Consider the following 21,584-nt stretch of genomic DNA (forward strand, 5'->3'; position numbering starts at 1 on the left):
GCACGAGTGGGACGCCCGGCGGCGATTCACGGCGACCTCGAGATGGACAACCAATCATCCCATGATTCTATGATGGGCGTCATGGCTGGCGAAGACATACGGACGATCAAGTCCCCGACCGCACACACCCCGGCGGAGCCCGGCCCCCGGGAGGCGCAGGGCGCGGCAGGTACCGCCACGCGTGCGTGGAGCACGTGGACGATGCGGCTGCTCGTCGTCGGCATCGTGCTCGCCGCGCTGAATCTCCGCCCGGCCATCACCAGCCTCGGCGCGCTCCTCGAGGAGGTCCGCGACGGGCTCGGCATGAGCGGCAGCGTGGCCGGGCTGCTCACCTCCGTGCCCCCGCTGTGCTTCGCCGTCTTCGGCGTCACCGCCCCGCGCCTCGCCCGCCGCTTCGGGCCGGCCGCGGTGGTGTGCGCCGGGATGGCTGCCATCGCCGCCGGCCTGCTGATCCGCCCGTTCGCGGGCGGCACGGCCGGTTTCCTGGCCGCCAGCGCCCTCGCCCTCATGGGCATCGCCGTCAGCAACGTCCTGATGCCCGTCATCGTCAAGCGCTGGTTCCCCGACCGGGTGGGCTCCATGACCGGCCTGTACTCCATGGCCCTCGCCCTCGGTACGTCACTGGCGGCGGCGCTGACCGTGCCGCTGACGGACGCGCTGGGAGGGCACTGGCAGTCGGGTCTCGTCCTGTGGGCGGCCCTCGCCGCCGCGGCCGTACTGCCCTGGATCCCGTTCGTACGGGAACGGCAGGCGGGGCCGGCCGGGCGGGCACCGGTGCGGGAGGCGCGAGCACGGGAGCAGGGCGAGGGGGAGCAGGAAGCGGGGGCCGACGCGCCGGGGGACCGGGCGCATGCGGAGGCCGACGCACAGGGGAAGCGGGCGCACGCAGGGGCCGACGCACAGGGGAAGCGGGCGCACGCGGAGGACCGCGCCGGTGCCGCGCGTCAGCAGGCCCCCGCGCGAGAGCGCTCGTCCGCGCCGCGGCCCGCTGGGCAGCACGGGCAGCACGGGCAGCACGGGGAGCAGGCCGCCGCGCCGCGGCTGCGCATCACCCGCAGCCGTACCGCCTGGGCGCTGGCCGTCTTCTTCGGCCTCCAGGCGACCGCTGCCTACATCACCATGGGCTGGATGGCGCAGATCTTCCGCGACGCGGGCGTGCCCGCCGGCACCGCCGGACTGCTGCTCGCCGTCACGATGGTGATGGGCGTCCCCCTCGCCTTCGTCATCCCCCGCCTCGCCACCCGGCTGCCCAGCCAGGGCCCGATCGTGATCGCCCTGGGCGTGTGCGGCCTCGCCGGGTACGCCGGTCTGTACCTCGCGCCGGCCGCCGGCGCCTGGGCCTGGGCCCTGCTGCTGGGCGTCGCCAACTGCGCCTTCCCGCTCGCGCTCACCATGGTCGGGATGCGGGCCAGGAGCGGCGCGGGCGTGGCCCAGCTGTCGGCCTTCGCGCAGAGCACCGGCTATCTGATCTCCATCCCCGGCCCCCTGCTGGTCGGCGTCCTGTACCAGCACAGCGGCGGCTGGGGGTTGCCGATCGCGCTGATGGCCGGGCTGATGATCCCGCAGATGGTCGTGGGCGTCCTGGCGGGCCGCGACCGCACGGTGGAGGACGAGGCGGCCCCGAGCTGAGCCGCCGGGTCCGCGCGGACGCCGGGGCGTCTGTGTGCTGCGCTGCCGGGCCTATGCGGACCCCCGGGGGTGTGAGCTGCGCTGCCGGGTCCACGCGGACGGCGGGGCGTCTGAGTGCTGCGCTGCCGGGCCTATGTGGACCGCGGGGTGTCTGTGTGCCGGGCCGCCGGGTCCATGCGGACCCGGGGGCGTCTGTGCGCTGTGCCGCCGGGCCCGCGCCGACCCCGGGGCCTCTGTGTGCCGAGCAGCGCAGCCGGGGCGGGACCCCCGGGGCGGTGAGGGCGGCGCGCGGGTGCGAGACTGGGCGCATGCCAGTCCTCGACCCGAACCCGCAGAACGGCCAGAAGAAGATGCTGCTCGTCTTCGGCTCGTTCTTCGCCATCTTCATCGTCATCGGCGTGATCGCGACCATCCTCGCGCCGTGACGCCCGGACTCCGGCGCTCCGCAGGCGGCCGGGGTGGTGCTAGCCCCCCTGTCCCCTAGGGGGCCAGGCTCAGGGTCAAGTGGGTGGATCACCGGATGGGTTGAGGGCCCCGCGATCCGTACCTTCGAGATGTGCCCGCGAACAGCGGGTCACGGACCACGGACCACTCGAAGAGCGGAGGCCCCATGTCGGCGCGCACGCACACCCGGCCCCACCCGGCCCCCCGGGGCGGCGTCGACAGCCGGCTGCCGTGGTGGGCCCTCGCCCTTCCCACGCTCGCTTTCGTGACGCTGCTCGTCCTGATACTCGACCCCGCCGACGCCCACGCTGCCACCGGTGAGCCCGCCCTCACACACGTCGTGGAGCGAGTGCAGCAGCTCATAGCCCGTTGAGCAGCCCGCGCGACGCCCCGGAGGCGGCCGTCAACTCCCTGCGCCCTGTGGCCTGTTTCATGCGAAGCTGGGACGCATGAGCGTCGCAGAACCCCGCAGGATTGTCCTCTTCCGGCATGCGAAAGCCGACTGGCCCCCGGTGAACGATCATGAGCGCCCGCTCGCCGAGCGGGGCCGCATGGACGCCGCCGTCGCCGGACGCAAGCTCGCCGACACCGCCATCGCCTTCGATCTGGCCCTCTGCTCCACCTCGACCCGGACCCGGGAGACCTGGAAGCTCGCGGTCCAGGAATTCCCGCAGCGACCGAAGACCGTCTACGAGGAGCGGATCTACGAGGCCTCGCCCGGCGAACTGATCGCCCTGCTGAACGAAACCCCCGACGACGCGCAGAACGTGCTCCTGGTCGGCCACAACCCCGGCGTCCAGGGCCTCGCCGACATCCTGGCCGGCTCCGCCGACGGCGACGCCCGCGAGCGGATGAGCCGCCGCGGCTTCCCGGCCGCCGCCTTCGCCGTCCTGACCTTCACCGGCTCCTGGAAGTCCCTGGAGCCCGGCGTCGCCACCCTGCTCGACTACTGGGCGCCGAGCGAGTGACCCTCGCCTGAACCCACGACACGACAGGGGCCCGGCGCCGCGACGCCCGCACGCGGTGCCGGGCCCCTGCCACGCCCGTGACCGTGACCGGCGCCCTCAGCCCACGTCGAGGGTGTCCGCCGCCTCGACCTCTTCGCGGGTGATGCCCAGCAGATACAGAACCGTGTCCAGGAAGGGGAAGTTCACCGCCGTGTGCGCGGCCTCGCGCACCACCGGCTTGGCGTTGAAGGCGACCCCGAGCCCGGCCGCGTTGAGCATGTCCAGATCGTTGGCGCCGTCGCCGATCGCCACCGTCTGCGACAGCGGAACGCCCGCCTCGGCCGCGAACCGGCGCAGCAGCCGCGCCTTGCCCGCACGGTCCACGATCTCGCCGGTGACCCGGCCGGTCAGCTTCCCGTCGACGATCTCCAGGGTGTTGGCCTGGGCGAAGTCCAGACCCAGCCGCTCCTTCAGATCGTCCGTCACCTGGGTGAACCCGCCGGAGACCACGCCGACTTGGTAGCCGAGGCGCTTCAGCGTACGGATCAGGGTGCGGGCACCCGGTGTCAGCCGCACCTCGCTGCGCACCTTGTCCACCACCGAGGCGTCGAGCCCCTCCAGCAGCGCCACGCGTGCGTGCAGCGACTGCTCGAAGTCCAGCTCCCCGCGCATCGCGGCCGCCGTCACCTCGGCGACCTTGTCCTCGCAGCCGGCGTGCGCGGCGAACAACTCGATCACCTCGTCCTGGATGAGCGTGGAGTCCACATCCATGACGACCAGCCGCTGCGCCCGCCGGTACAGCCCCGCGGCGACGACCGCCACGTCGACCCCGAGCTTCGCCGCGTCCGTCACCAGCGCGGTGCGCAGCGGTTCCGTCTCCACGCCGGACACCGCGAACTCCACTGCGGTCACCGGGTACTTGGCGAGCCGGAAGATACGGTCGATGTTGCCGCCGGTCGCCGTGATCCGCCCCGCGATCGCCGCCGTCGCCTCGGAGGTGAGCGGGTGGCCGAGCACCGTGACGAGGGAACGGCCGAGGCCGCGCGGAAGGTTGTCGCCGATGCCGGAGATGATCTCCGCCTGCATCTTCATCGACTCCGCCCAGCTGTGGACGGTCGCCCGCAGATCCCCTTCCAGACCCCGCTGCGGCTCGGTCACCAGCGCGCACAGCACGATGCGGCCACGCGTGACGACCTGCTCGATGTCGACCACGTCGACGGAGTAGGCGGCCAGCGTGTCGAAGAGGCCGGCCGTGATGCCCGGCCTGTCCTTGCCGAAGATCTTGACCAGGAGGGTGGGGACGTCGGAGGTCTGCGATGCGCTCATGGTGCTTCCACCGTATCCGGCACCCAGTGCCTTCCGCCCCCGAGGTCCGCCTGGCGGACAGCGAACACTGGATGTCAGACAGGTGTCCCGCACCTTGCGCGCCTCGCGCTCACCGCCCGCCGTCAGGCTTCCGGGGCCTCGGGGGAGGGGCGGGCGGCGGGGGAGGCGGCGGCGGGGGCCCCTCGTCCGGCCACAGCGACGCCCGGCGCTCCCCGTCCGACGCCCTCGGCCCACGCTGCGGATCCCCGCGCCGGTCCGCACGCCGGTCCCCGCGCCGGTCCTCACGCCGGGGTGGTTCGACGGGCGCGATCACCGTAGGAGCGCCGTACACGTCGTCGCCGTCCGCCTCTCCGCCATCGACGTCCGCCGCCTCGCCCGGCTCCGGGTCGACCCCGAGCTCCTCCGGCACCCTCAGATACGGATTGGTGTCCGGATTGGGCGGCCGATACGGAACCCCCGGCGCATACGGCCCGGCCGGCCCTCCACGAGGGGGCTCGCCGTGCCCCTGTCCGGTCCCGTCCCCTGCCCCTTGCTCGCGGTGCCCTCGCTCCACCGCCTGCTCCCCGTATCCCCGCGCTGCCGGGCGCCCGGCGCCCGGCTCGTCGCCGTACCTCTGCTCCGCCCGGCGTCCGTAGCCCTCGGCATACCCCGCCCGCCGCTCGGCGTCGCCGTACCTCGGCGCATCGGCGTGGTGACCATGCCCGGCACCGTCCGCTCGCCACCGGGTCTCGCCGCCCCCGCCCGACTCGACCGGCTCCCCGCCCGACTCGACCGGCCCCGCGCCGTCCGGCGCAGCCCACCACACCGCCCGCCGCCCCGCCGCACCGCACACCCAGGCCAGCCACGCCCCCGCCGCCCCCGCGCCCGCACCCCACGCGGCGCCCAGCAGCAGGGCGACGCCGAGCCGTCCGCGCAGGTCGATGCCGGCGCCGAAGGCGTCGACGCCCAGCACCGAGAGGGAGGCGTTCACGGACACGCCGGTCAGCCAGGCCAGCAACGGCAGGGCAACCGCCGTGGCGACCCCCAGCCGCAGCGCACACCGCCCCACGAAGGCCCCCACACCCCGCCCCGGCATCCGCGCCCCGGGGCCCCCTTCCGGCGTAACAGCGTCCGCCCCCTGCCCGGGCGCCCGCCCCCCACGGCCACCCGGCGGCGTCCCGCCGCGCTCCGCGCCCCCCACCGGCGTCCGCACTCCGGTCAGCACACCCGCCAGGAGCATCGTCACCGCGGCCGCCACCGCCAGCAGCCACACCCGGCCGTCCAGCTCGGCCAGCCGCGCCAGCGTGACCGGCTGGTCGGAGTCCACGCGGAGGAGGTCGTCCAACGGATCGGGCAGGACGCCGAGCAGCGCGCCCGACGCCCGCCCTTCCCACGGCACGAACAGGCCGAGCGGCAGACCGAGCCACACCCCGTTCGGCGCCCCCAGCAGCGCGGCGCCGGCGATCCGCCGGGGATGGTCGTCGCCGATCGCCGCGTACCCGGCGGCGGCGAGACCCGCCACCACCGCCACCAGCAGCACGGTCACGAGCGCCGACACCGCGGGACGGACGGCCCGGTGCACGGCGTCCCAGCCGCGCGGCAGGGGAGTACGGCGGGAGGCCAGCAACGCGACGAGCAGCACGCCGGCCGACCAGCCGAGCCCGCCCAGCAGCGTCGGCACCGCGTCCACCGTGAAACCGACCGCCGCCTCCGCCTCGACGAGGTCCCCGATCCGGTCCGGCAGCAGCCCTCCGACGTCACCGAGATCCCCCAGCCCCGGAATCTCGAGCCCGCCACCGCCACCGCCCCCGCCCGGCAGCTCGTCCAGCCCCAGCGCGCCCCCGTCGAGGGTGATCACATCGTGACCCGCCCATACCAGGCCGCCCGTCATCGCCACGAACAGCGCGACCACCGTCCCCGCACGCGCGAGCAGTTCGGCCCGGGACACCACAACTCCCGCCGCCCGCAAGGACCGCAGAAAGAAGTACGCCAGGAGCAGCGCGCCCACGAGGCTCACGCCCAGTGGCGTGATATCGACCGCGGTGTCCGCCTCCGCCCCCGACAGCCCGAACGCCGACACATCGCCGGACGGCGTGACCGAGCCGCCGGCCGCCAGAGCCACCACCGCCGCGGTCATCGTCCCGAGCGAGCCCGCCGAGTCCGCCTCCAGCAGATGCAGCCCGAGCGCCGCCGTCCCCGCCATGCCGATGAGCGCCCAGCTCACCGCGGCCACGGCGGACATCACCACATCGACCCACGGCACGCGCGTGCCGTCCTCCACGCTCCCGGCGCTTCCTGCGCCTGTGGCAACACTCATGGCAGACCCCCCGATCCGCGGCGCGGCGAGGCGGCCGCGCATGTCCCCCTCGCGTGGTTTACCACTCTCCGGCCCGGTTTCCACCCCGTCAACGACAAACGGTGGGGGCGTTGGAGCGCGCTCTTCACAAGGCCCGACTTTCGGTCAGGGGGCCGAGCCTGAAATAGTTCCCCCCGATGTTCGACATCCCTAGACTCCCTGCGATGGGGGAAACTCGGGGGACAACTCAGTGGGGCATGGAGTGCCGGAACTCGTACTGGAATCGAATGGACGGACCTGGACGCTCGATCCGTCCAGGGCCTACACCCTCGGACGCGATCCGCAGGGGGACGTCGTGCTGGACGACGCCAGGGTCTCCTGGCGTCACGCCACGATCAGCTTCAACGGGCGCAGTTGGGTCATCGAGGACCACGGCAGCACCAACGGCACGTTCGTGCAGGGCCAGCGGATCCACCACCTGGAGCTCAGCTCCGACACGGTGATGAACCTGGGCAACGCGACCGACGGCCCGCGCGTGAAGCTGGCCGGGCTCGCCGCCCCGGTCGGCACGCCGCAGGCCCAGCCGCAGCAGCCGTACGCGGCGCAGGGCGCGGGCTGGGCCCAGCAGGCCCCGGCCCCGCACCAGCAGCCGCCCGCGCAGCAGGCCGGCTGGCAGCAGCAGGCGCAGCAGCCGCCGGCCCCGCAGCAGTCCGCGCCGCACATCCCGCAGCAGCAGGGCCCCGGTGGTGGCGCGGGGGCACCGCCGGTCTACGGCGACCGCAGCCCGACGACGTTCCACCAGTTCTCCCTCGGCCGCGTCATGCGCATCGGCCGTGCCCTGGAGAACGATCTGGTCGTCTCCGACCTCCAGGTCTCCCGCAACCACGCGGAGTTCCACTCGACGCCCGACGGCCGCATGGAGATCCGCGATCTGGGCTCGCACAACGGCACCTACGTCAACGGCCAGCCGATCCCCAAGGGCGGCTCGCAGCTGCTCGGTCCCACCGACATCGTGGGCGTCGGCCACTCGACGTTCCGCATCGTCGGCGACCGGCTCGAGGAGTTCGTCGACACCGGTGAGGTGTCCTTCTCCGCCCGCCACCTGACCGTCACGGTGGACGGCGGCAAGCAGATCCTCAAGGACGTCTCCTTCGGCGTCCCCGAGAAGTCGCTGATCGCGGTCATCGGCCCGTCCGGCTCCGGAAAGTCCACCCTGCTCAAGGCGCTCACCGGCTACCGGCCCGCCAACCAGGGCGAGGTCCTCTACGACAACCGGAACCTCTACAAGCAGTTCGCCGAGCTGCGCCAGCGCATCGGTCTGGTTCCGCAGGACGACATCCTGCACAAGGAGCTGACCGTCAAGAAGGCCCTGAAGTACGCGGCCAAGCTGCGCTTCCCGGCCGACACCACGGCCGCCGAGCGTGACGCCCGCATCGACGAGGTGCTGCGCGAGCTGAAGCTCGACATCCACAAGGACAAGAAGGTCACCTCCCTGTCCGGCGGCCAGCGCAAGCGCGTGTCCGTGGCCCTGGAGCTGCTCACCAAGCCGTCGCTGATCTTCCTGGACGAGCCGACCTCCGGCCTCGACCCGGGCATGGACCGCGACGTCATGCAGCTGCTGCGCGGCCTCGCCGACGACGGCCGCACCGTCCTGGTCGTCACGCACTCGGTGGCCGAGCTGGCGCTGTGCGACAAGCTGCTGGTGATGGCGCCCGGCGGCTCCGTGGCCTACTTCGGCCCGCCCGAGGAGGCGCTGAACTTCTTCGGCTACGACACCTGGGCCGACGTCTTCTCCGCCTTCGAGAACTACCGCGACTACGACTGGGCGGGCCGCTGGAAGGGCTCCCAGCACTACCAGATGTACGCCGCGGACATCGACGCCGTCGCCCCGCAGTCCGTAGCGGTCCCGGCGATGCAGGCGATGAAGCCGCCGAAACCGCAGGGCTGGATGTCGCAGTTCGGCACGCTGGTGCGCCGCTACGTCTCGGTGATCGCCTCCGACAAGGGTTTCCTCGCCCTGATGGTGATCCTGCCGGCCGTCCTCGGCGCGGTCAGCCTGCTCATCGACGCGGACAAGGGCCTGCTGCCCAATCCGCCGAACCCGCAGACCGGCCGGATCATCCCGAACGGCACGGCGACCACGGTGCTGCTGATCCTCGCGGTCGGCGCCTGTTTCGCCGGCGCCGCGAACTCCGTGCGTGAGCTGATCAAGGAACGGGTCATCTACGAACGGGAGCGCGCCACCGGCCTGTCCCGCTCGGCGTATCTGATGTCCAAGGTCTTCGTGCTCGGCATGATCACCGTGCTGCAGGGCCTGATGGTCGGCGTGATCGGCTTCTCCAGCCGGGAGATTCCCGAGGAGGGCCTGATCCTCGGCAGCGCCACCCTGGTCGAGCTGTCGCTGCCGATCATGGCGCTGGGCTTCACCTCGATGATGTTCGGTCTGATCATCTCGTCGCTGGTGAAGACCGCCGAGAAGACCATGCCGCTGCTGGTGATGTTCGCGATCATCCAGGTCGTCTTCACCGGCTGTCTGTTCACGCTGCACGGCTCGATCGGCGTCAACCAGTTCTCGTTCCTGATGCCGTCGCGCTGGGCGGTCGCCGCGTCCGGTGCCACGCTGGACTTCAACAAGATCAGCCCGCCCGAGACGGCCGGTGACACCGACCCGCTGTGGGAGCACACGGTCGGGGCCTGGGCGATGGACATGGGCGCGCTCATCGCCATCGGCGTGGTCTGCGGCTTCTTCGTGGCCCGCTTCCTGCGCCGCCACGAGCCGGAGGTCATGCGCAAGTAACCGGCCGCGCAGCCGGCTCCGTACGCCCCGAAGGGCGGCACCTCGTCAGGAGGGTGCCGCCCTTCGGCGTCTCAGGGGGTCGCGTCGATCGCGAGAAGAGGTCCGCGCCGACCTCAGTACGCGCTGTCGACGTTGTCCATGGTGCCGTACCGGTCCGCCGCGTAGTTGCAGGCGGCGGTGATGTTGGCGACCGGGTCGTAGATGTTCCAGGACGTGCCGGGCACGTGGTAGGCCTTGAAGGTCGGCGGGATCACCTGCAGCAGGCCCTTGGACGGGATGCCGTTCTGGGCGTTGATGTCCCAGAGGTTGATCGCCTTCGGGTTGCCCGAGGACTCGCGCATGATGTTGCGGTGGATGCCCTCGTAGGAGCCCGGGATGCCCTGCTTCTTCATGATCGCGAGGGACTCGCGGATCCAGCCGTCCAGGGTGTTCGGGTAAGACTTCGGGGCGGCCTTCTTCACCGCGGCGCGCTTGGCGGCGCGGCTCGCGGCCTCCTTGGCCTGGCGGGCCTGCTCGGCCTTCTTCGCGGCGGCGGCCTTCTTCGCGGCCGCGGCGGCCTTGGCCTTCGCCTCGGCCTGCTTCTTCGCCGCGATCTGCTCGGCGACGACGGTGGCGCCGGCGAGCTGGTCGGTGACGGTGCCCTTGACGTCCTTGATCTGCTCGGTGCTGTAAGCCACCTTCGCCGTGGGGACGGCGGCGGCCTCGCTCGTGGTGTTCGTCGACGCCGTGCTCGGCACCGCGGAGAGACCGATGGCGGCGGCACCGAGGGCGGCGACACCGGCAGCGGCGATCTTGTGGTGACGGGTCAGGGCACGACTATGGCCACGGGTGAGGAAGTTCTTGGACATGCTGAATGGACCTCTTCGAATAGCGCGGAGGTCGCTCGGCGTCCGGCGGGGACAGTGGTGCTTCCGGCACAAGCGCCGTGGGCGGAACCCACGGCGCTGAGCGACGGCAGCCATTCTTAGCGGCCGCAAAATTGCGTGGCAAAGGTGTGACGTACGAAGCCAGGTAGTGGATCAGGGAAGGGCAAAACGGGGCAGATTGGACAGTATGGCCCGCTCATGTGGGCGGTATGTATCTCCTACTCCCCTTCGTACGTGATGTGCGCCCTATGCGCGGCCTCACATCCGCCGCCCACCGGTCTCACAGCCAGTTGCGACAGCAATGCTGTGTGTGAGGGCCTGTGCGGGCCCTGTGGGCCCCTGTCACGGCAACAGAAGGTGCAGGTCCCCGAACTCGTGCCACAGGTAGCGCCCGCGCACGGCCTCCTCGTAACCGCGGTCGAGCGCCGCCCGCCCGGCGACCGCCTCCAGCATCAGCAGATGCGAGGCCTCCGGCTCGTGCAGACCGGTCAGCAGCCCGTCCACCACCCGCACACCCCGCTCAGGCGTCACCACCAGATCCGTCCACCCCGCGCGGGCCCGCACCACCCCGTCCGGGCCCGCCGCCGACTCCACCGCCCGCACGGCGGTCGTCCCCACGGCGATCACCCGCCCGTCGCCCGCCTTCACGGCGTTCAGCGCCCGCGCCGACGCCTCCGGCACCACGAACCGCTCCGGATACGGCGGCTCGTGCGCCTCCATCGACGCCACCCCCGTGTGCAGCGTGACCGGCGCGAACTGCACCCCCCGGCTCACCAGCTCCGTCACCATCCGCGCCGTGAACGGGCGCCCCGCACTCGGCATCTCCGCACTGCCCGCCCCGTCCGGCGACGGCAGCGCGAACACCGTCTGGTACGCCGACAGCGGCTGATCCCGCTCCGTGTAGGCGTACCGGATGGGCCGACCCTGCCGGCGCAGCAGCTCGAGGACCTCCGCACCCGTCACCCGTGCCCACCACAGCCGCTCGGCATGCGCGCTCAGCGGATCCTCCAGGAGCAGCCGTACGCGCCCGGGCAGCCACACCTCCACTCCCGCACGCACACCCGCACGCGCGCGCGTGGTGCCACGCCCGTCCGGATCCCGCAGCTCGACCGCCCACCGGCCGTCGTCACCCCGCGTGGAGAAGTGCACCACCACGCGCGCGTGCCCGATCCGCCCGTCCACGGCCGCCGCCAGCGTGGGGGAGGTGTTCACCACCAGCAGATCGCCGGCCCGCAGCAGCCGGGGCAGCTCCCTGAAGGCGTGATGCGACACCGCCGTCCCCCGCGACACCAGCAGCCGCACGGAGTCCCGCTCCAGGCCCGGCCCCCGCCGCTCCACCGGCATCCGGGCCGACAACCCCTCCGGGACCTTCACCGCCGGCGTCATGCCCGCCCCTGAAGCAGCGCCGGAGCCCCGTAGCGACCGCTCGCCGGCCGCTCGTCCAGCAGCCGCAGAAACGCCGGTACCACGGTGGCCGGCTCGGGCCGGGGACCGTCGTCGTCCGGTACGGCCGCGGCGTACAGGTCCGTGGCCATGTCACCGGGGTCGACCGCCCACACCCGAAGCCCCGGCTCCTCCACCGCCAGCACCGCCGCGAGCTGGTCGAGGGCCGCCTTGGACGCCCCGTATCCGCCCCACGTCTCGTACGCCTCGGCCCCGGCATCGGAACTCACGGTGATCACCGTGCCCGCCCCGGACGCCCTCAGCAGCGGCAGCGCCTCCTGCACCAGCCCCAGCGCCGCCACCAGGTTCACCTCCAGCGCCCGCCGCAGCCCGTCCAGCTCCAGCTTCTCCAGCCGAACCAGCGGCTCCGCGCCCAGCGCGCTCGCGTTGTGCACCAGCAGATCGACCCCGCCGAGCCGCCAGGCCGCCGCCACCAGCTCCGCGCGGTGCCCGCCGTCCGTCACATCCCCGGGCAGCGCCGTCACGCGCGTGCCGTGCGCCGACACCAGCCCGGCCGCCTCCGCCAGCGGCACCGGGTCCCGCGCGTCCAGCACCAGATCCCAGCCGCGCGCCGCCAGCGCCTCGGCCAGCGCGAACCCCAGTCCCTTCGAAGCCCCCGTGATGATCCCTACCGGCATGACCAGCCCCCTTGTCGGTTGAAACGCCACCGGATCGGCGTGCCCCCAACCTAGGAGCGGCCTCCGACACCCGCCTCGGACGCGAGCCGCAACCGCCCGGGTCCCTTGGCCCTACGCCCGCCGACCCCGGGACCAGGGACCTAGGCCCTGCGACGCAGCTCAGGCCCCCGCCCGCCCGATCCGGACTGTCACAGCCCGCCGGTACGGTGAGTTCATGAGCCACGGCCCCCGGTCCGGCCTCGCCGCGGTGAGTTCCGCGTTGCTGGCCATGAGCAGGCACCTCGAGGTGCGCGACGTCCTCAAGACGATCGTCGCCTCGGCCCGCGAGCTGCTCGACGCGCAGTACGCCGCCCTCGGCGTCCCCGACGACCACGGCGGCTTCGCCCAGTTCGTGGTCGACGGCGTCAGCGACGAGCAGTGGAAGGCCATCGGCCCCCTCCCGCGCCAGCACGGCATCCTCGCCGCGATGCTCACCGAGGCCAGGCCCCAGCGCCTCGCCGACGTCCGCAGGGACCCCCGCTTCGAGGGCTGGCCGAGCGCCCACCCCGACCTGGTCGACTTCCTGGGCCTGCCCATCCGGGACGGCGACGAGGTGATAGGAGCCCTCTTCCTCGCCAACAAGAACTGTTCCAAGCCGGAAGGCACCTGCGGCTTCACCGAGGACGACGAGGAACTGCTCGCCATCCTCGCCCAGCACGCCGCGATCGCCCTCACCAACGCCCGGCTCTACGAACGCAGCCGCGAGTTGACCATCGTCGAGGAACGCTCCCGTCTCGCCCACGAACTCCACGACGCCGTCAGCCAGAAACTCTTCTCCCTGCGCCTCACCGCCCAGGCCGCCGCCCGCCTCGTGGACCGCGACCCCGGCCGGGCCAAGGGCGAACTCCAGCAGGTCGCCGCCCTCGCCGCCGAGGCCGCCGACGAACTGCGCGCCGCCGTCGTCGAACTGCGCCCCGCCGCCCTCGACGAGGACGGCCTCGTCGCCACCCTGCGCACCCAGATCCAGGTCCTCGACCGCGCCCACAGTGCGCGCGTGACCTTCGAGGGCCACGGCGTGCGGGCCCTGCCCTCCGCCCAGGAGGAAGCGGTGCTCCGTGTCGCCCAGGAGGCCCTGCACAACGCCCTGCGGCACTCTGGCGCGGTGCACGTCGACGTCACCCTGGACCGCCGCGGCAACGGAGCCGTCCTGCGCGTCACCGACGACGGCAGCGGCTTCGACCCGCGCGTCGTCCGCCGCGCGGGACGCCATCTGGGCCTGGTCTCCATGCGGGACCGGGCGAGCGGCGTCGGCGGCACCCTGACCGTGGAATCGGCGCCCGGCAAGGGCACCACGATCGAGATGGAGGTCCCAGGTGGCTGACGCAATCAAGGTGCTCCTGGTCGACGACCACCAGGTGGTACGCCGGGGCCTGCGCACCTTCCTCGAGGTGCAGGACGACATCGAGGTCGTCGGCGAGGCCGCCGACGGCGCCGAAGGAGTCGCCCTGGCCGAGCGCCTGCAGCCCGACGTCATCCTCATGGACGTCAAGATGCCGGGCATGGACGGCGTGGACGCGCTGCGCAGACTCGGCGAACTGAACCACCCCGCGCGCGTGCTGATCGTCACCAGCTTCACCGAGCAGCGCACCGTCGTCCCCGCCCTGCGCGCGGGCGCCGCCGGGTACGTCTACAAGGACGTCGACCCCGACGCGCTCGCCGGAGCCATCCGCTCCGTGCACGCGGGCCACGTGCTCCTCCAGGCCGAGGTCGCCGGCGCCCTGCTGGCCCAGGAGGAGACCAACTCGGGCCAGGGCCGCGCCGGTTCCCTCACCGAACGGGAACGCGAAGTGCTCGGCCTGATCGCGGACGGCCGCTCCAACCGGGAGATCGCCCGTGCCCTCGTGCTCTCCGAGAAGACCGTCAAGACACACGTCTCGAACATCCTGATGAAGCTCGACCTGGCGGACCGCACCCAGGCCGCGCTGTGGGCCGTACGCCACGGCCTGAGCGGCTGAGCCCCGACGCCCCCGCCCGGGCGGAAGGTTCCCCTCCGGTCCGAGATTCATACCGTCGTGGGAATGTCCCCCATATGGCGCACCCTTCTCGGGCCCCTCGCCGTTTCCAGTGCATGCCGCGGTGCCTTGCCGCGGTCATCGCAAGGAGGGCTTGGAAAGTGAAGAACCTGAAGAAGGCAGCGGCCGTGACGATGGTGGCCGGCGGCCTGCTCGCCGCCGGTGCGGGCATGGCCTCGGCGACCGACGGCGCCCACGCCGACGGCAAGGCCGTGGGCTCCCCGGGCGTCGTCTCGGGCAACGTCATCCAGGTCCCGGTCGACGTCCCGGTCAACGTGTCCGGCAACAGCGTCAACGTCATCGGCGCGCTGAACCCGGCCTTCGGCAACGTGGCCGTCAACGACTGACACCCCTCACCGAAACCGGCCCCCCTGCCCCACACAGGGGGGCCGGTCAGCCGTGTCTGTGGCAGCTGCTTCAAGCGCCGGTCACCGATATCAGCCCGTCCGGCGTTTGAGGACGAGGCCGTTCAGGCCGATACGGGGGTCTGGGGGCGGAGCCCCCAGGTACGCAGGCTGCAACCCCGGTCCACCGGCAGACCTACGCTCACCGCACCCCCCGCTCCCGCTCCTCCACAACGGAGTTGTACGCGGCGACCTGCGCCCGCCGAGCCGTCCGCTCCACCGGCCGCAACGCCTCAGACCGCGCCGCCATCTCGGACGCGCTCACCGCACCCCCATGCCCCTTCGCCCCGGCCAGCGAGATCAACGCCCCCACCCGCTGCGCCAGCTCCAGCACCCGCGCCGCCCGCGGCGGATACCCCGGCGCCAGCACCTCCCGCCCCCGCTCGGCCCGCGCCCGATACGCATCGATCGCCGCCTCGGCCACCGGCCCCGACGCGGCCACGTCCAGCCGCGTCAGCACCTCCGTCGCCTCCCGCAGCGCCTCCGCCAGCTCCCGCTCGGCCTCACCCAGCGACGGCACATCGGCGGGCGGAGCCTCCCGCACCGGCAGGCAGTGCCACACCACCTCGACATGCACATCACCCTCGGGCCCGGCCTCGTACACCTCCGGCACCAGACCGAACGCGGCCCCGTGACAGACCACCGCCTCCTCGGCCTCCAGCGCCCGCGCGTTGAACTCCGGCGGCCCGCTCAGCCCCAGCGGATGCCCCGGCGCAGGCAGCGCCACCCGCAGCCCGCTCACCCCGAGCGCCCGCAGCCGCCCCAGCGCCAGCGTGAGCCCCACCGGCGCCGACTCACCCGGCAACCCCTCCACCCGGTGCACCGCGTCGTCGCCCACGACGGCGACCACGGCGTCATCCGGCGAGACAAGTCCGGCAAGAAGGGCATTTCCCCAAGCGGCAAGGCGACCAGAGCGCGGTTCGACGAACATGCCCCCCACCCTAGACAGGACCAATGGCCGGACCGATGGAATGTCCCGGACGGCCGGTGGCGTAGATTTCATGAGGGGCTGCGCCCACCGGCGCGGCGGACCGAGCCACAGGCGTACGCGACAGCCGAGACCGGCCACACTGCAAGGGGAGACAACGCGCTCATGAGCGATGTTCTGGAGCTTCAGGACGTATCCGTGGTCCGCGAGGGCCGGGCTCTGGTGGACCAGGTCTCCTGGTCGGTCAAGGAGGGCGAGCGCTGGGTCATCCTCGGCCCCAACGGCGCCGGCAAGACCACCCTCCTCAATGTCGCGTCCAGCTACCTCTTCCCCAGCAAGGGCACCGCCACCATCCTCGGCGAGACGCTCGGCAAGGTCGACGTCTTCGAGCTGCGCCCGCGCATCGGCATGGCCGGCATCGCCATGGCCGACAAGCTCCCCAAGGGCCAGACCGTCCTGCAGACCGTCCTGACCGCCGCCTACGGCATGACCGCCGGCTGGCACGAGGACTACGAGGACATCGACGAGCAGCGCGCCCGCGCCTTCCTCGACCGCCTCGGCATGAGCGCCTACCTCGACCGCAGGTTCGGCACCCTCTCCGAGGGCGAGCGCAAGCGCACCCTCATCGCCCGCGCCCTGATGACCGACCCCGAGCTGCTGCTCCTCGACGAGCCCGCCGCCGGCCTCGACCTCGGCGGCCGCGAGGACCTCGTCCGCCGCCTCGGCCGCCTCGCCCGCGACCCGATCGCCCCCTCCATGATCATGGTCACGCACCACGTCGAGGAGATCGCCCCCGGCTTCACCCACGTCCTGATGATCCGCCAGGGCAAGGTCCTCGCCGCCGGCCCGCTGGAGCTCGAACTCACCTCCCGCAACCTCTCCCTCTGCTTCGGCCTCCCGCTCGTCGTCGAACAGGTCGGCGACCGCTGGACCGCCCAGGGCCTGCCGATGGCCTGAGCAGGCTGTCGATCTCTCAAAACCCAGCCCGGCAAGGCACTTCAAACTGATCGGCGCCCTGTCCGCGACAGGGTGCGCGGTCCTACCATGCCTGTGTGGACATCGACGCATGGCTGTGGTGGCTGATCGGCGCGGCAGCGCTCGGCATCGCTCTGGTGATCACCGCGATGCCCGAACTCGGCATGCTCGCGGTGGGCGCCGTCGCGGCCGCGGTCGTCTCCGGCTTCTTCGGCGGCGGCGCCGTCGCCCAGGTGGTGGTCTTCGCCGTCGTCTCGACCGCCCTCATCGCCGTCGTACGGCCCATCGCGAACAGACACCGCGCCCAACGACCCCAACTCGCCACCGGAGTCGACGCCTTGAAGGGCAAACAGGCCGTCGTCCTGGAACGTGTCGACGGCTCCGGCGGCCGGATCAAGCTCGCCGGCGAGGTCTGGTCGGCCCGCGCCCTCGACGCCGCCCGCACCTATGAAGCAGGCCAGGAAGTCGACGTCGTGGACATCGAGGGAGCCACAGCGATCGTGATGTGACCTCGCACGACGCAACTGGACCGAACTGCCCCCGAGTCGTACGACGGTCTGTCAGACTCGACCAGCAAGATCTTCAAGACACCTAAGATCTGCCGAAGGCGCCGAGGCGAAGAAGGGTACGGGGAACCGACGATGGAACCGATCATCATCGTCCTGATCATCCTGGTGGTGTTGGTCTTCATCGCCCTGATCAAGACGATCCAAGTCATCCCGCAGGCCAGCGCCGCCATCGTCGAGCGCTTCGGCCGCTACACGCGGACGCTCAACGCGGGCCTCAACATCGTCGTCCCGTTCATCGACACCATCCGCAACCGCATCGACCTGCGCGAACAGGTCGTCCCCTTCCCGCCCCAGCCGGTGATCACCCAGGACAACCTGGTCGTCAACATCGACACCGTCATCTACTACCAGGTCACCGACGCCCGCGCCGCCACCTACGAGGTCGCCAGCTACATCCAGGCCATCGAACAGCTCACCGTCACCACCCTCCGCAACATCATCGGCGGCATGGACCTCGAGCGCACCCTCACCTCCCGAGAGGAGATCAACGCGGCCCTGCGCGGCGTCCTCGACGAAGCCACCGGCAAGTGGGGCATCCGCGTCAACCGCGTGGAACTCAAGGCGATCGAACCGCCCACCTCCATCCAGGACTCGATGGAGAAGCAGATGCGCGCCGACCGCGACAAGCGCGCCGCGATCCTCCAGGCCGAGGGTGTCCGCCAGTCCGAGATCCTGCGCGCCGAGGGCGAGAAGCAGTCCCAGATCCTGCGCGCCGAGGGCGAGGCCAAGGCCGCCGCGCTGCGCGCCGAGGGCGAGGCCCAGGCGATCCGCACGGTCTTCGAGTCCATCCACGCCGGCGACCCGGACCAGAAGCTCCTCTCCTACCAGTACCTCCAGATGCTCCCGAAGATCGCCGAGGGCGACGCCAACAAGCTCTGGATCGTCCCCAGCGAGATCGGCGACGCCCTCAAGGGCCTCTCCGGCGCCATCGGCAACTTCGGCCCGATGGGCGGCGGTTCAGCGGGCAACGGCACCCAGACAGGCACAGTCCCACCCCAGGAACGCCGCGAGAAGCCGTCCATCGACTAGGGCCACTGAAAACAAACGTTCCCCGCACCCCCTCAGGGGCGCGGGGAACTGCGCGACAAGCCACAACGCGCCGTCAGCCGGAAGACCGCCCAGGCCCCCTACGGCGAAGCCCTACGCAGCCTCCCGAGCCAACCAATCCGGCAGCGCAGCAAACTCCTCGGCCCCCAGCGCCAGCAACATCGCATCGGCCGGCGTAGGCTCGAACGGCTCCCGCAGCAACGGCATACCCGCCTGCTCCGGCGTCCGGTTCGCCTTCCGGTGGTTGTCCTCCGCACACGAGGCCACCGTGTTCAGCCAGGTGTCCTGACCACCCTGCGACCGCGGCACCACATGGTCCACCGTCGTCGCACGCCGACCGCAGTACGCGCACCGGTGCCGGTCCCGTACCAGAACACCCCGCCTCGACCACGGCGCTTGTCTTCGGAACGGCACCCTCACGTACCTGCACAGCCTGATCACCCGCGGCGCCGGTATGTCCACCTCGGCCCCGCGCATGCGCAGTTCGGGGTGGGCCTGCTCGACGACCGCCTTGTCCTGCAGCACCAGAACGACAGCGCGGTTCAACGTCACCGTCGACAGCGGCTCGAAGCTCGCATTCAGCACCAGCGTGTCACGCATCCAGCCCACCTCCCATGTGCACCGGCCCACCCCCTGGCGGGCTTGGATCAACTCTGGCCGGGCACGCCGAGATGGACAACGCAATAAAAATGCCCGCCCCTGATCAATTCCAAGACCAGGGGCGGGCAAACGTTCCATGAACGCTGGGCTCACTCCACGACGTACTCAGCCCTCGGCAGGCACCTCGTACTCACCGATCAGCTGCGCCCGCGCGAGCGTGTGGAACCGCAGGTTGAAGCCCACCACGGCAGGAGAGGCGTCCGAGTCCGGACCGAGCTTCTCCTGGTCCACGGCGTACACCGTGAACACATACCGGTGCGGCCCGTCCCCGGGCGGCGGCGCGGCACCGCCGAAGTCCTTGGTGCCGTAGTCGTTGCGCGCGTGGACCGCGCCCTCGGGCAGACCCTCGAACTTGCCGCTGCCCGCACCCGCCGGCAGCTCCGTCACCGAGGCCGGGATGTCGAACACCACCCAGTGCCAGAACCCGCTGCCCGTCGGGGCGTCGGGGTCGTAGCAGGTCACGGCGAAGCTCTTGGTCTCGGGCGGGAAGCCCTCCCACCGCAGGTGCGGCGAGGTGTTACCGGCCGCGTGGACCTGAGCGTCCTTGAGCGTCGCCCCCTCCTGCACGTCCTCGCTCGTCACCGTGAACGACGGCACGGGCGGATGGAAGTCGTGGGGGAGCGGCCGCCGCTTGAGCTCGGTCACCTCGGTACCTCCTGATCGGGTTCGTTCAGTCGTACCCGAGCCTAGAACCAGTTGCGCTTGCTGCCGACCTCCGACAGCCACTGGTTGAGGTACGCCGTCCAGTCGGTCCCCTGGTAGTCGTTCAGCCCCACCTTGAACGACCGGAAGGTGTCACTGCCCTCGCTGAACAGACCCGGCTTCTTGTCCATCTCCAGGACGACGTCCATGGCCTGCGCGTCGGCCACGAAGCTCAGCTCCACCTGGTTCAGCCCGCGGTACTGCTGCGGCGGGAAGAACTCGATCTCCTGGTAGAACGGCAGCTTCTGCCGCGTACCCCGGATGTGGCCGCGCTCCATGTCGGCGTTCTTGAACCGGAAGCCGAGCTGGATGAAGGCGTCCAGGATCGCCTTCTGCGCCGGAAGCGGATGCACGTTGATCGGGTCCAGGTCACCGGAGTCCACGGCCCGCGCGATCTCCAGCTCCGTGGTCACCCCGATGTTCATCCCGCGCAGCGGCTGGCCGTCGATCATCGTGATCGGCGTCTCCCACGGGATCTCCAGCCCGAACGGCACCGCGTGCACCGCCCCCGCCTTCAGCTCGAAGGCACCGCCCAGCCGCGACTTGGTGAACTCGATGTCCTGCTTGTACTCCTGGTCGCCGCTCTCCACCTCGACCTTGGCCTGGAGCCCGACCGACAGCGCCTCGATCTGCTGATCGACCGACCCGCCCTGGATCCGCACCTCACCCTGGACGACACCCCCCGGCACCACGTTGACCTCGTTCAGCACCGTCTCGACCGAGGCCCCGCCGGCACCCAGGCTCGCGAGCAGCTTCTTGAACGCCATGTCTCTCCCTATGTCGCCCTGCAATGCTTCGATCCCTAACAACGCGATCCGGCCGTGGCCGGTTCCGCACACCCTCACCCTGGCAAGCACCGGGCCCGGTGACCACCCCGCGGCGGCACGCGTCTCCAGTACCCTCGGACGGCATGATCGCGACCCCCGACCGTACGCCCCTGCCCAGGAAGTTCTTTGACCGCCCCGTCCTCGAGGTCGCCCCGGACCTCCTCGGCCGGATCCTGGTACGCACCACCCCGGACGGTCCGATCGCCCTCCGCCTGACCGAGGTCGAGGCCTACGACGGCCCGAACGACCCCGGCTCCCACGCCTATCGCGGCCGCACCGCCCGCAACGGCGTGATGTTCGGTCCGCCCGGCCATGTGTACGTCTACTTCACCTACGGCATGTGGTTCTGCATGAACCTGGTCTGTGGACCCGAAGGACAGGCGAGCGCCGTCCTGCTCCGCGCCGGCGAGATCATCGAGGGCGCGGAGCTGGCCCGCACCCGTCGAGTCTCGGCCCGCAATGACAAGGAACTGGCCAAAGGTCCGGCCCGCCTCGCCACCGCCCTGGGCGTCGACCGCTCCCTGGACGGCACGGACGCGTGCTCCTCCGGTGACACCCCTCTGCGCATACTGACCGGCACCCCGACCCCCTCCGACCAGGTACGCAACGGCCCCCGCACCGGCGTGGCCGGCGACGGCGGCAACGGCGACGTCCACCCCTGGCGCTACTGGATCGCCGACGACCCGACGGTGAGCCCGTATCGGGCCCATGTCCCGAGGCGTCGCCGAAGTTGACGCGCCTTGGCGGGACGCGTAACGTAGCCCGAGCCGCTGAACCGGGTACGGCGATCGCCTGCAGCCGGAGCGGCCAACCCACTACCTACGTCTTCCCCTCAGCGGGGACGAATTCGGTATGCCCGCATGCCTGAATTCAGAACCGTCGAAGCCCGATTATGAATCGGGCGGGGAGTCGGCTAACGTAGTGAATGTCGAAAGGCCCCGCCGACAGGGAATCAGGCCCGAAAGGATCTGATAGAGTCGGAAACACCGAAGGGAAGCGCCCGGAGGAAAGCCCGAGAGGGTGAGTACGAAGGAAGCGTCCGTTCCTTGAGAACTC

The 21,584-nt window shown here is 71.5% G+C and carries 21 protein-coding genes; 12 read left to right on the forward strand and 9 right to left on the reverse strand.

The window, feature by feature from the left end:
- Positions 1-69 precede the first annotated feature (69 nt).
- The 4 genes from AB0412_RS33975 to AB0412_RS33990 all read left to right on the forward strand — a co-directional run bounded on the left by AB0412_RS33975 (position 70) and on the right by AB0412_RS33990 (position 3,041).
- Entirely contained in the window at positions 70-1,629 is a 1,560-nt protein-coding gene (locus AB0412_RS33975) for an MFS transporter (protein ID WP_366406459.1), read from the forward strand.
- 308 nt (positions 1,630-1,937) lie between these two features.
- Positions 1,938-2,054 carry an SGM_5486 family transporter-associated protein gene (locus tag AB0412_RS33980; RefSeq protein ID WP_260825721.1) on the forward strand — a complete coding sequence of 39 codons (117 nt, stop codon included), beginning with the start codon at positions 1,938-1,940 and terminating at the stop codon, positions 2,052-2,054.
- 185 nt (positions 2,055-2,239) lie between these two features.
- Entirely contained in the window at positions 2,240-2,446 is a 207-nt protein-coding gene (locus tag AB0412_RS33985) for a hypothetical protein (RefSeq protein WP_366406460.1), read from the forward strand.
- A gap of 76 nt (positions 2,447-2,522) precedes the next feature.
- Complete coding sequence (locus AB0412_RS33990; protein ID WP_366406461.1) at positions 2,523-3,041, forward strand: histidine phosphatase family protein; 519 nt, start codon at positions 2,523-2,525, stop codon at positions 3,039-3,041.
- A gap of 96 nt (positions 3,042-3,137) precedes the next feature.
- Here the strand turns inward: AB0412_RS33990 and serB are convergent, their stop codons facing one another.
- Positions 3,138-4,346 (reverse strand): phosphoserine phosphatase SerB, encoded by a 1,209-nt coding sequence (gene serB / locus AB0412_RS33995; RefSeq protein WP_366406462.1) that lies wholly within the window; start codon positions 4,344-4,346, stop codon positions 3,138-3,140.
- A gap of 109 nt (positions 4,347-4,455) precedes the next feature.
- Positions 4,456-6,642 (reverse strand): streptophobe family protein, encoded by a 2,187-nt coding sequence (locus AB0412_RS34000; RefSeq protein WP_366406463.1) that lies wholly within the window; start codon positions 6,640-6,642, stop codon positions 4,456-4,458.
- A gap of 241 nt (positions 6,643-6,883) precedes the next feature.
- Between AB0412_RS34000 and AB0412_RS34005 the strand changes: the two genes are divergently transcribed.
- Positions 6,884-9,418: an FHA domain-containing protein gene (locus AB0412_RS34005; RefSeq protein WP_366406464.1), complete on the forward strand. Its 2,535-nt coding sequence runs from the start codon at positions 6,884-6,886 to the stop codon at positions 9,416-9,418.
- A 113-nt stretch (positions 9,419-9,531) separates the two neighbouring features.
- Here the strand turns inward: AB0412_RS34005 and AB0412_RS34010 are convergent, their stop codons facing one another.
- From AB0412_RS34010 to AB0412_RS34020, 3 genes are all read right to left on the reverse strand, one after another.
- A complete protein-coding gene (locus AB0412_RS34010; protein WP_366406465.1) occupies positions 9,532-10,266 on the reverse strand; it encodes a transglycosylase SLT domain-containing protein in 735 nt (244 codons plus the stop codon).
- 360 nt (positions 10,267-10,626) lie between these two features.
- Positions 10,627-11,670 carry an S-adenosylmethionine:tRNA ribosyltransferase-isomerase gene (locus tag AB0412_RS34015; protein ID WP_366406466.1) on the reverse strand — a complete coding sequence of 348 codons (1,044 nt, stop codon included), beginning with the start codon at positions 11,668-11,670 and terminating at the stop codon, positions 10,627-10,629.
- A complete protein-coding gene (locus AB0412_RS34020) occupies positions 11,667-12,365 on the reverse strand; it encodes an SDR family oxidoreductase (protein ID WP_366406467.1) in 699 nt (232 codons plus the stop codon). The genes AB0412_RS34015 and AB0412_RS34020 overlap by 4 nt, the downstream gene beginning before the upstream one ends.
- Before the next feature lie 214 nt (positions 12,366-12,579).
- On the opposite strand from AB0412_RS34020, the gene AB0412_RS34025 reads away from it, so the two are divergent.
- From AB0412_RS34025 to AB0412_RS34035, 3 genes are all read left to right on the forward strand, one after another.
- Positions 12,580-13,725 (forward strand): GAF domain-containing sensor histidine kinase, encoded by a 1,146-nt coding sequence (locus AB0412_RS34025; protein WP_366406468.1) that lies wholly within the window; start codon positions 12,580-12,582, stop codon positions 13,723-13,725.
- The gene (locus tag AB0412_RS34030) at positions 13,718-14,359 is read left to right on the forward strand and encodes a response regulator transcription factor (protein WP_366406469.1); all 642 of its coding nucleotides are present in this window, start codon (positions 13,718-13,720) and stop codon (positions 14,357-14,359) included. Before AB0412_RS34025 ends, AB0412_RS34030 begins: the two co-directional genes overlap by 8 nt.
- Positions 14,360-14,517: 158 nt before the next feature.
- Positions 14,518-14,763, forward strand: a complete 246-nt coding sequence (locus tag AB0412_RS34035; protein ID WP_366406470.1) for a chaplin — start codon at positions 14,518-14,520, stop codon at positions 14,761-14,763.
- Positions 14,764-14,962: 199 nt separating this feature from the next.
- Here the strand turns inward: AB0412_RS34035 and AB0412_RS34040 are convergent, their stop codons facing one another.
- The gene (locus tag AB0412_RS34040) at positions 14,963-15,751 is read right to left on the reverse strand and encodes a hypothetical protein (RefSeq protein WP_366406471.1); all 789 of its coding nucleotides are present in this window, start codon (positions 15,749-15,751) and stop codon (positions 14,963-14,965) included.
- A 162-nt stretch (positions 15,752-15,913) separates the two neighbouring features.
- Between AB0412_RS34040 and AB0412_RS34045 the strand changes: the two genes are divergently transcribed.
- The 3 genes from AB0412_RS34045 (at position 15,914) to AB0412_RS34055 (ending at position 18,321) form a co-directional block, all read left to right on the forward strand.
- Positions 15,914-16,705 carry an ABC transporter ATP-binding protein gene (locus tag AB0412_RS34045; protein WP_366406472.1) on the forward strand — a complete coding sequence of 264 codons (792 nt, stop codon included), beginning with the start codon at positions 15,914-15,916 and terminating at the stop codon, positions 16,703-16,705.
- A gap of 95 nt (positions 16,706-16,800) precedes the next feature.
- Positions 16,801-17,232, forward strand: a complete 432-nt coding sequence (locus tag AB0412_RS34050) for an NfeD family protein (RefSeq protein ID WP_366406473.1) — start codon at positions 16,801-16,803, stop codon at positions 17,230-17,232.
- A gap of 132 nt (positions 17,233-17,364) precedes the next feature.
- On the forward strand, positions 17,365-18,321 hold the full coding sequence (locus AB0412_RS34055) for an SPFH domain-containing protein (protein WP_366406474.1): 957 nt from the start codon (positions 17,365-17,367) through the stop codon (positions 18,319-18,321).
- A gap of 111 nt (positions 18,322-18,432) precedes the next feature.
- Here the strand turns inward: AB0412_RS34055 and AB0412_RS34060 are convergent, their stop codons facing one another.
- The 3 genes from AB0412_RS34060 to AB0412_RS34070 all read right to left on the reverse strand — a co-directional run bounded on the left by AB0412_RS34060 (position 18,433) and on the right by AB0412_RS34070 (position 20,468).
- Positions 18,433-18,939 carry an HNH endonuclease gene (locus AB0412_RS34060; RefSeq protein WP_366406475.1) on the reverse strand — a complete coding sequence of 169 codons (507 nt, stop codon included), beginning with the start codon at positions 18,937-18,939 and terminating at the stop codon, positions 18,433-18,435.
- 165 nt (positions 18,940-19,104) lie between these two features.
- Positions 19,105-19,644 carry a YbhB/YbcL family Raf kinase inhibitor-like protein gene (locus AB0412_RS34065; protein WP_366406476.1) on the reverse strand — a complete coding sequence of 180 codons (540 nt, stop codon included), beginning with the start codon at positions 19,642-19,644 and terminating at the stop codon, positions 19,105-19,107.
- 41 nt (positions 19,645-19,685) lie between these two features.
- A complete protein-coding gene (locus AB0412_RS34070; RefSeq protein ID WP_366406477.1) occupies positions 19,686-20,468 on the reverse strand; it encodes a sporulation protein in 783 nt (260 codons plus the stop codon).
- A 143-nt stretch (positions 20,469-20,611) separates the two neighbouring features.
- Between AB0412_RS34070 and AB0412_RS34075 the strand changes: the two genes are divergently transcribed.
- On the forward strand, positions 20,612-21,262 hold the full coding sequence (locus AB0412_RS34075) for a DNA-3-methyladenine glycosylase (RefSeq protein WP_366406478.1): 651 nt from the start codon (positions 20,612-20,614) through the stop codon (positions 21,260-21,262).
- Positions 21,263-21,584 lie beyond the last annotated feature (322 nt).

This window comes from Streptomyces sp. NPDC052012 (genome assembly GCF_040689265.1).
Classification (GTDB): domain Bacteria; phylum Actinomycetota; class Actinomycetes; order Streptomycetales; family Streptomycetaceae; genus Streptomyces.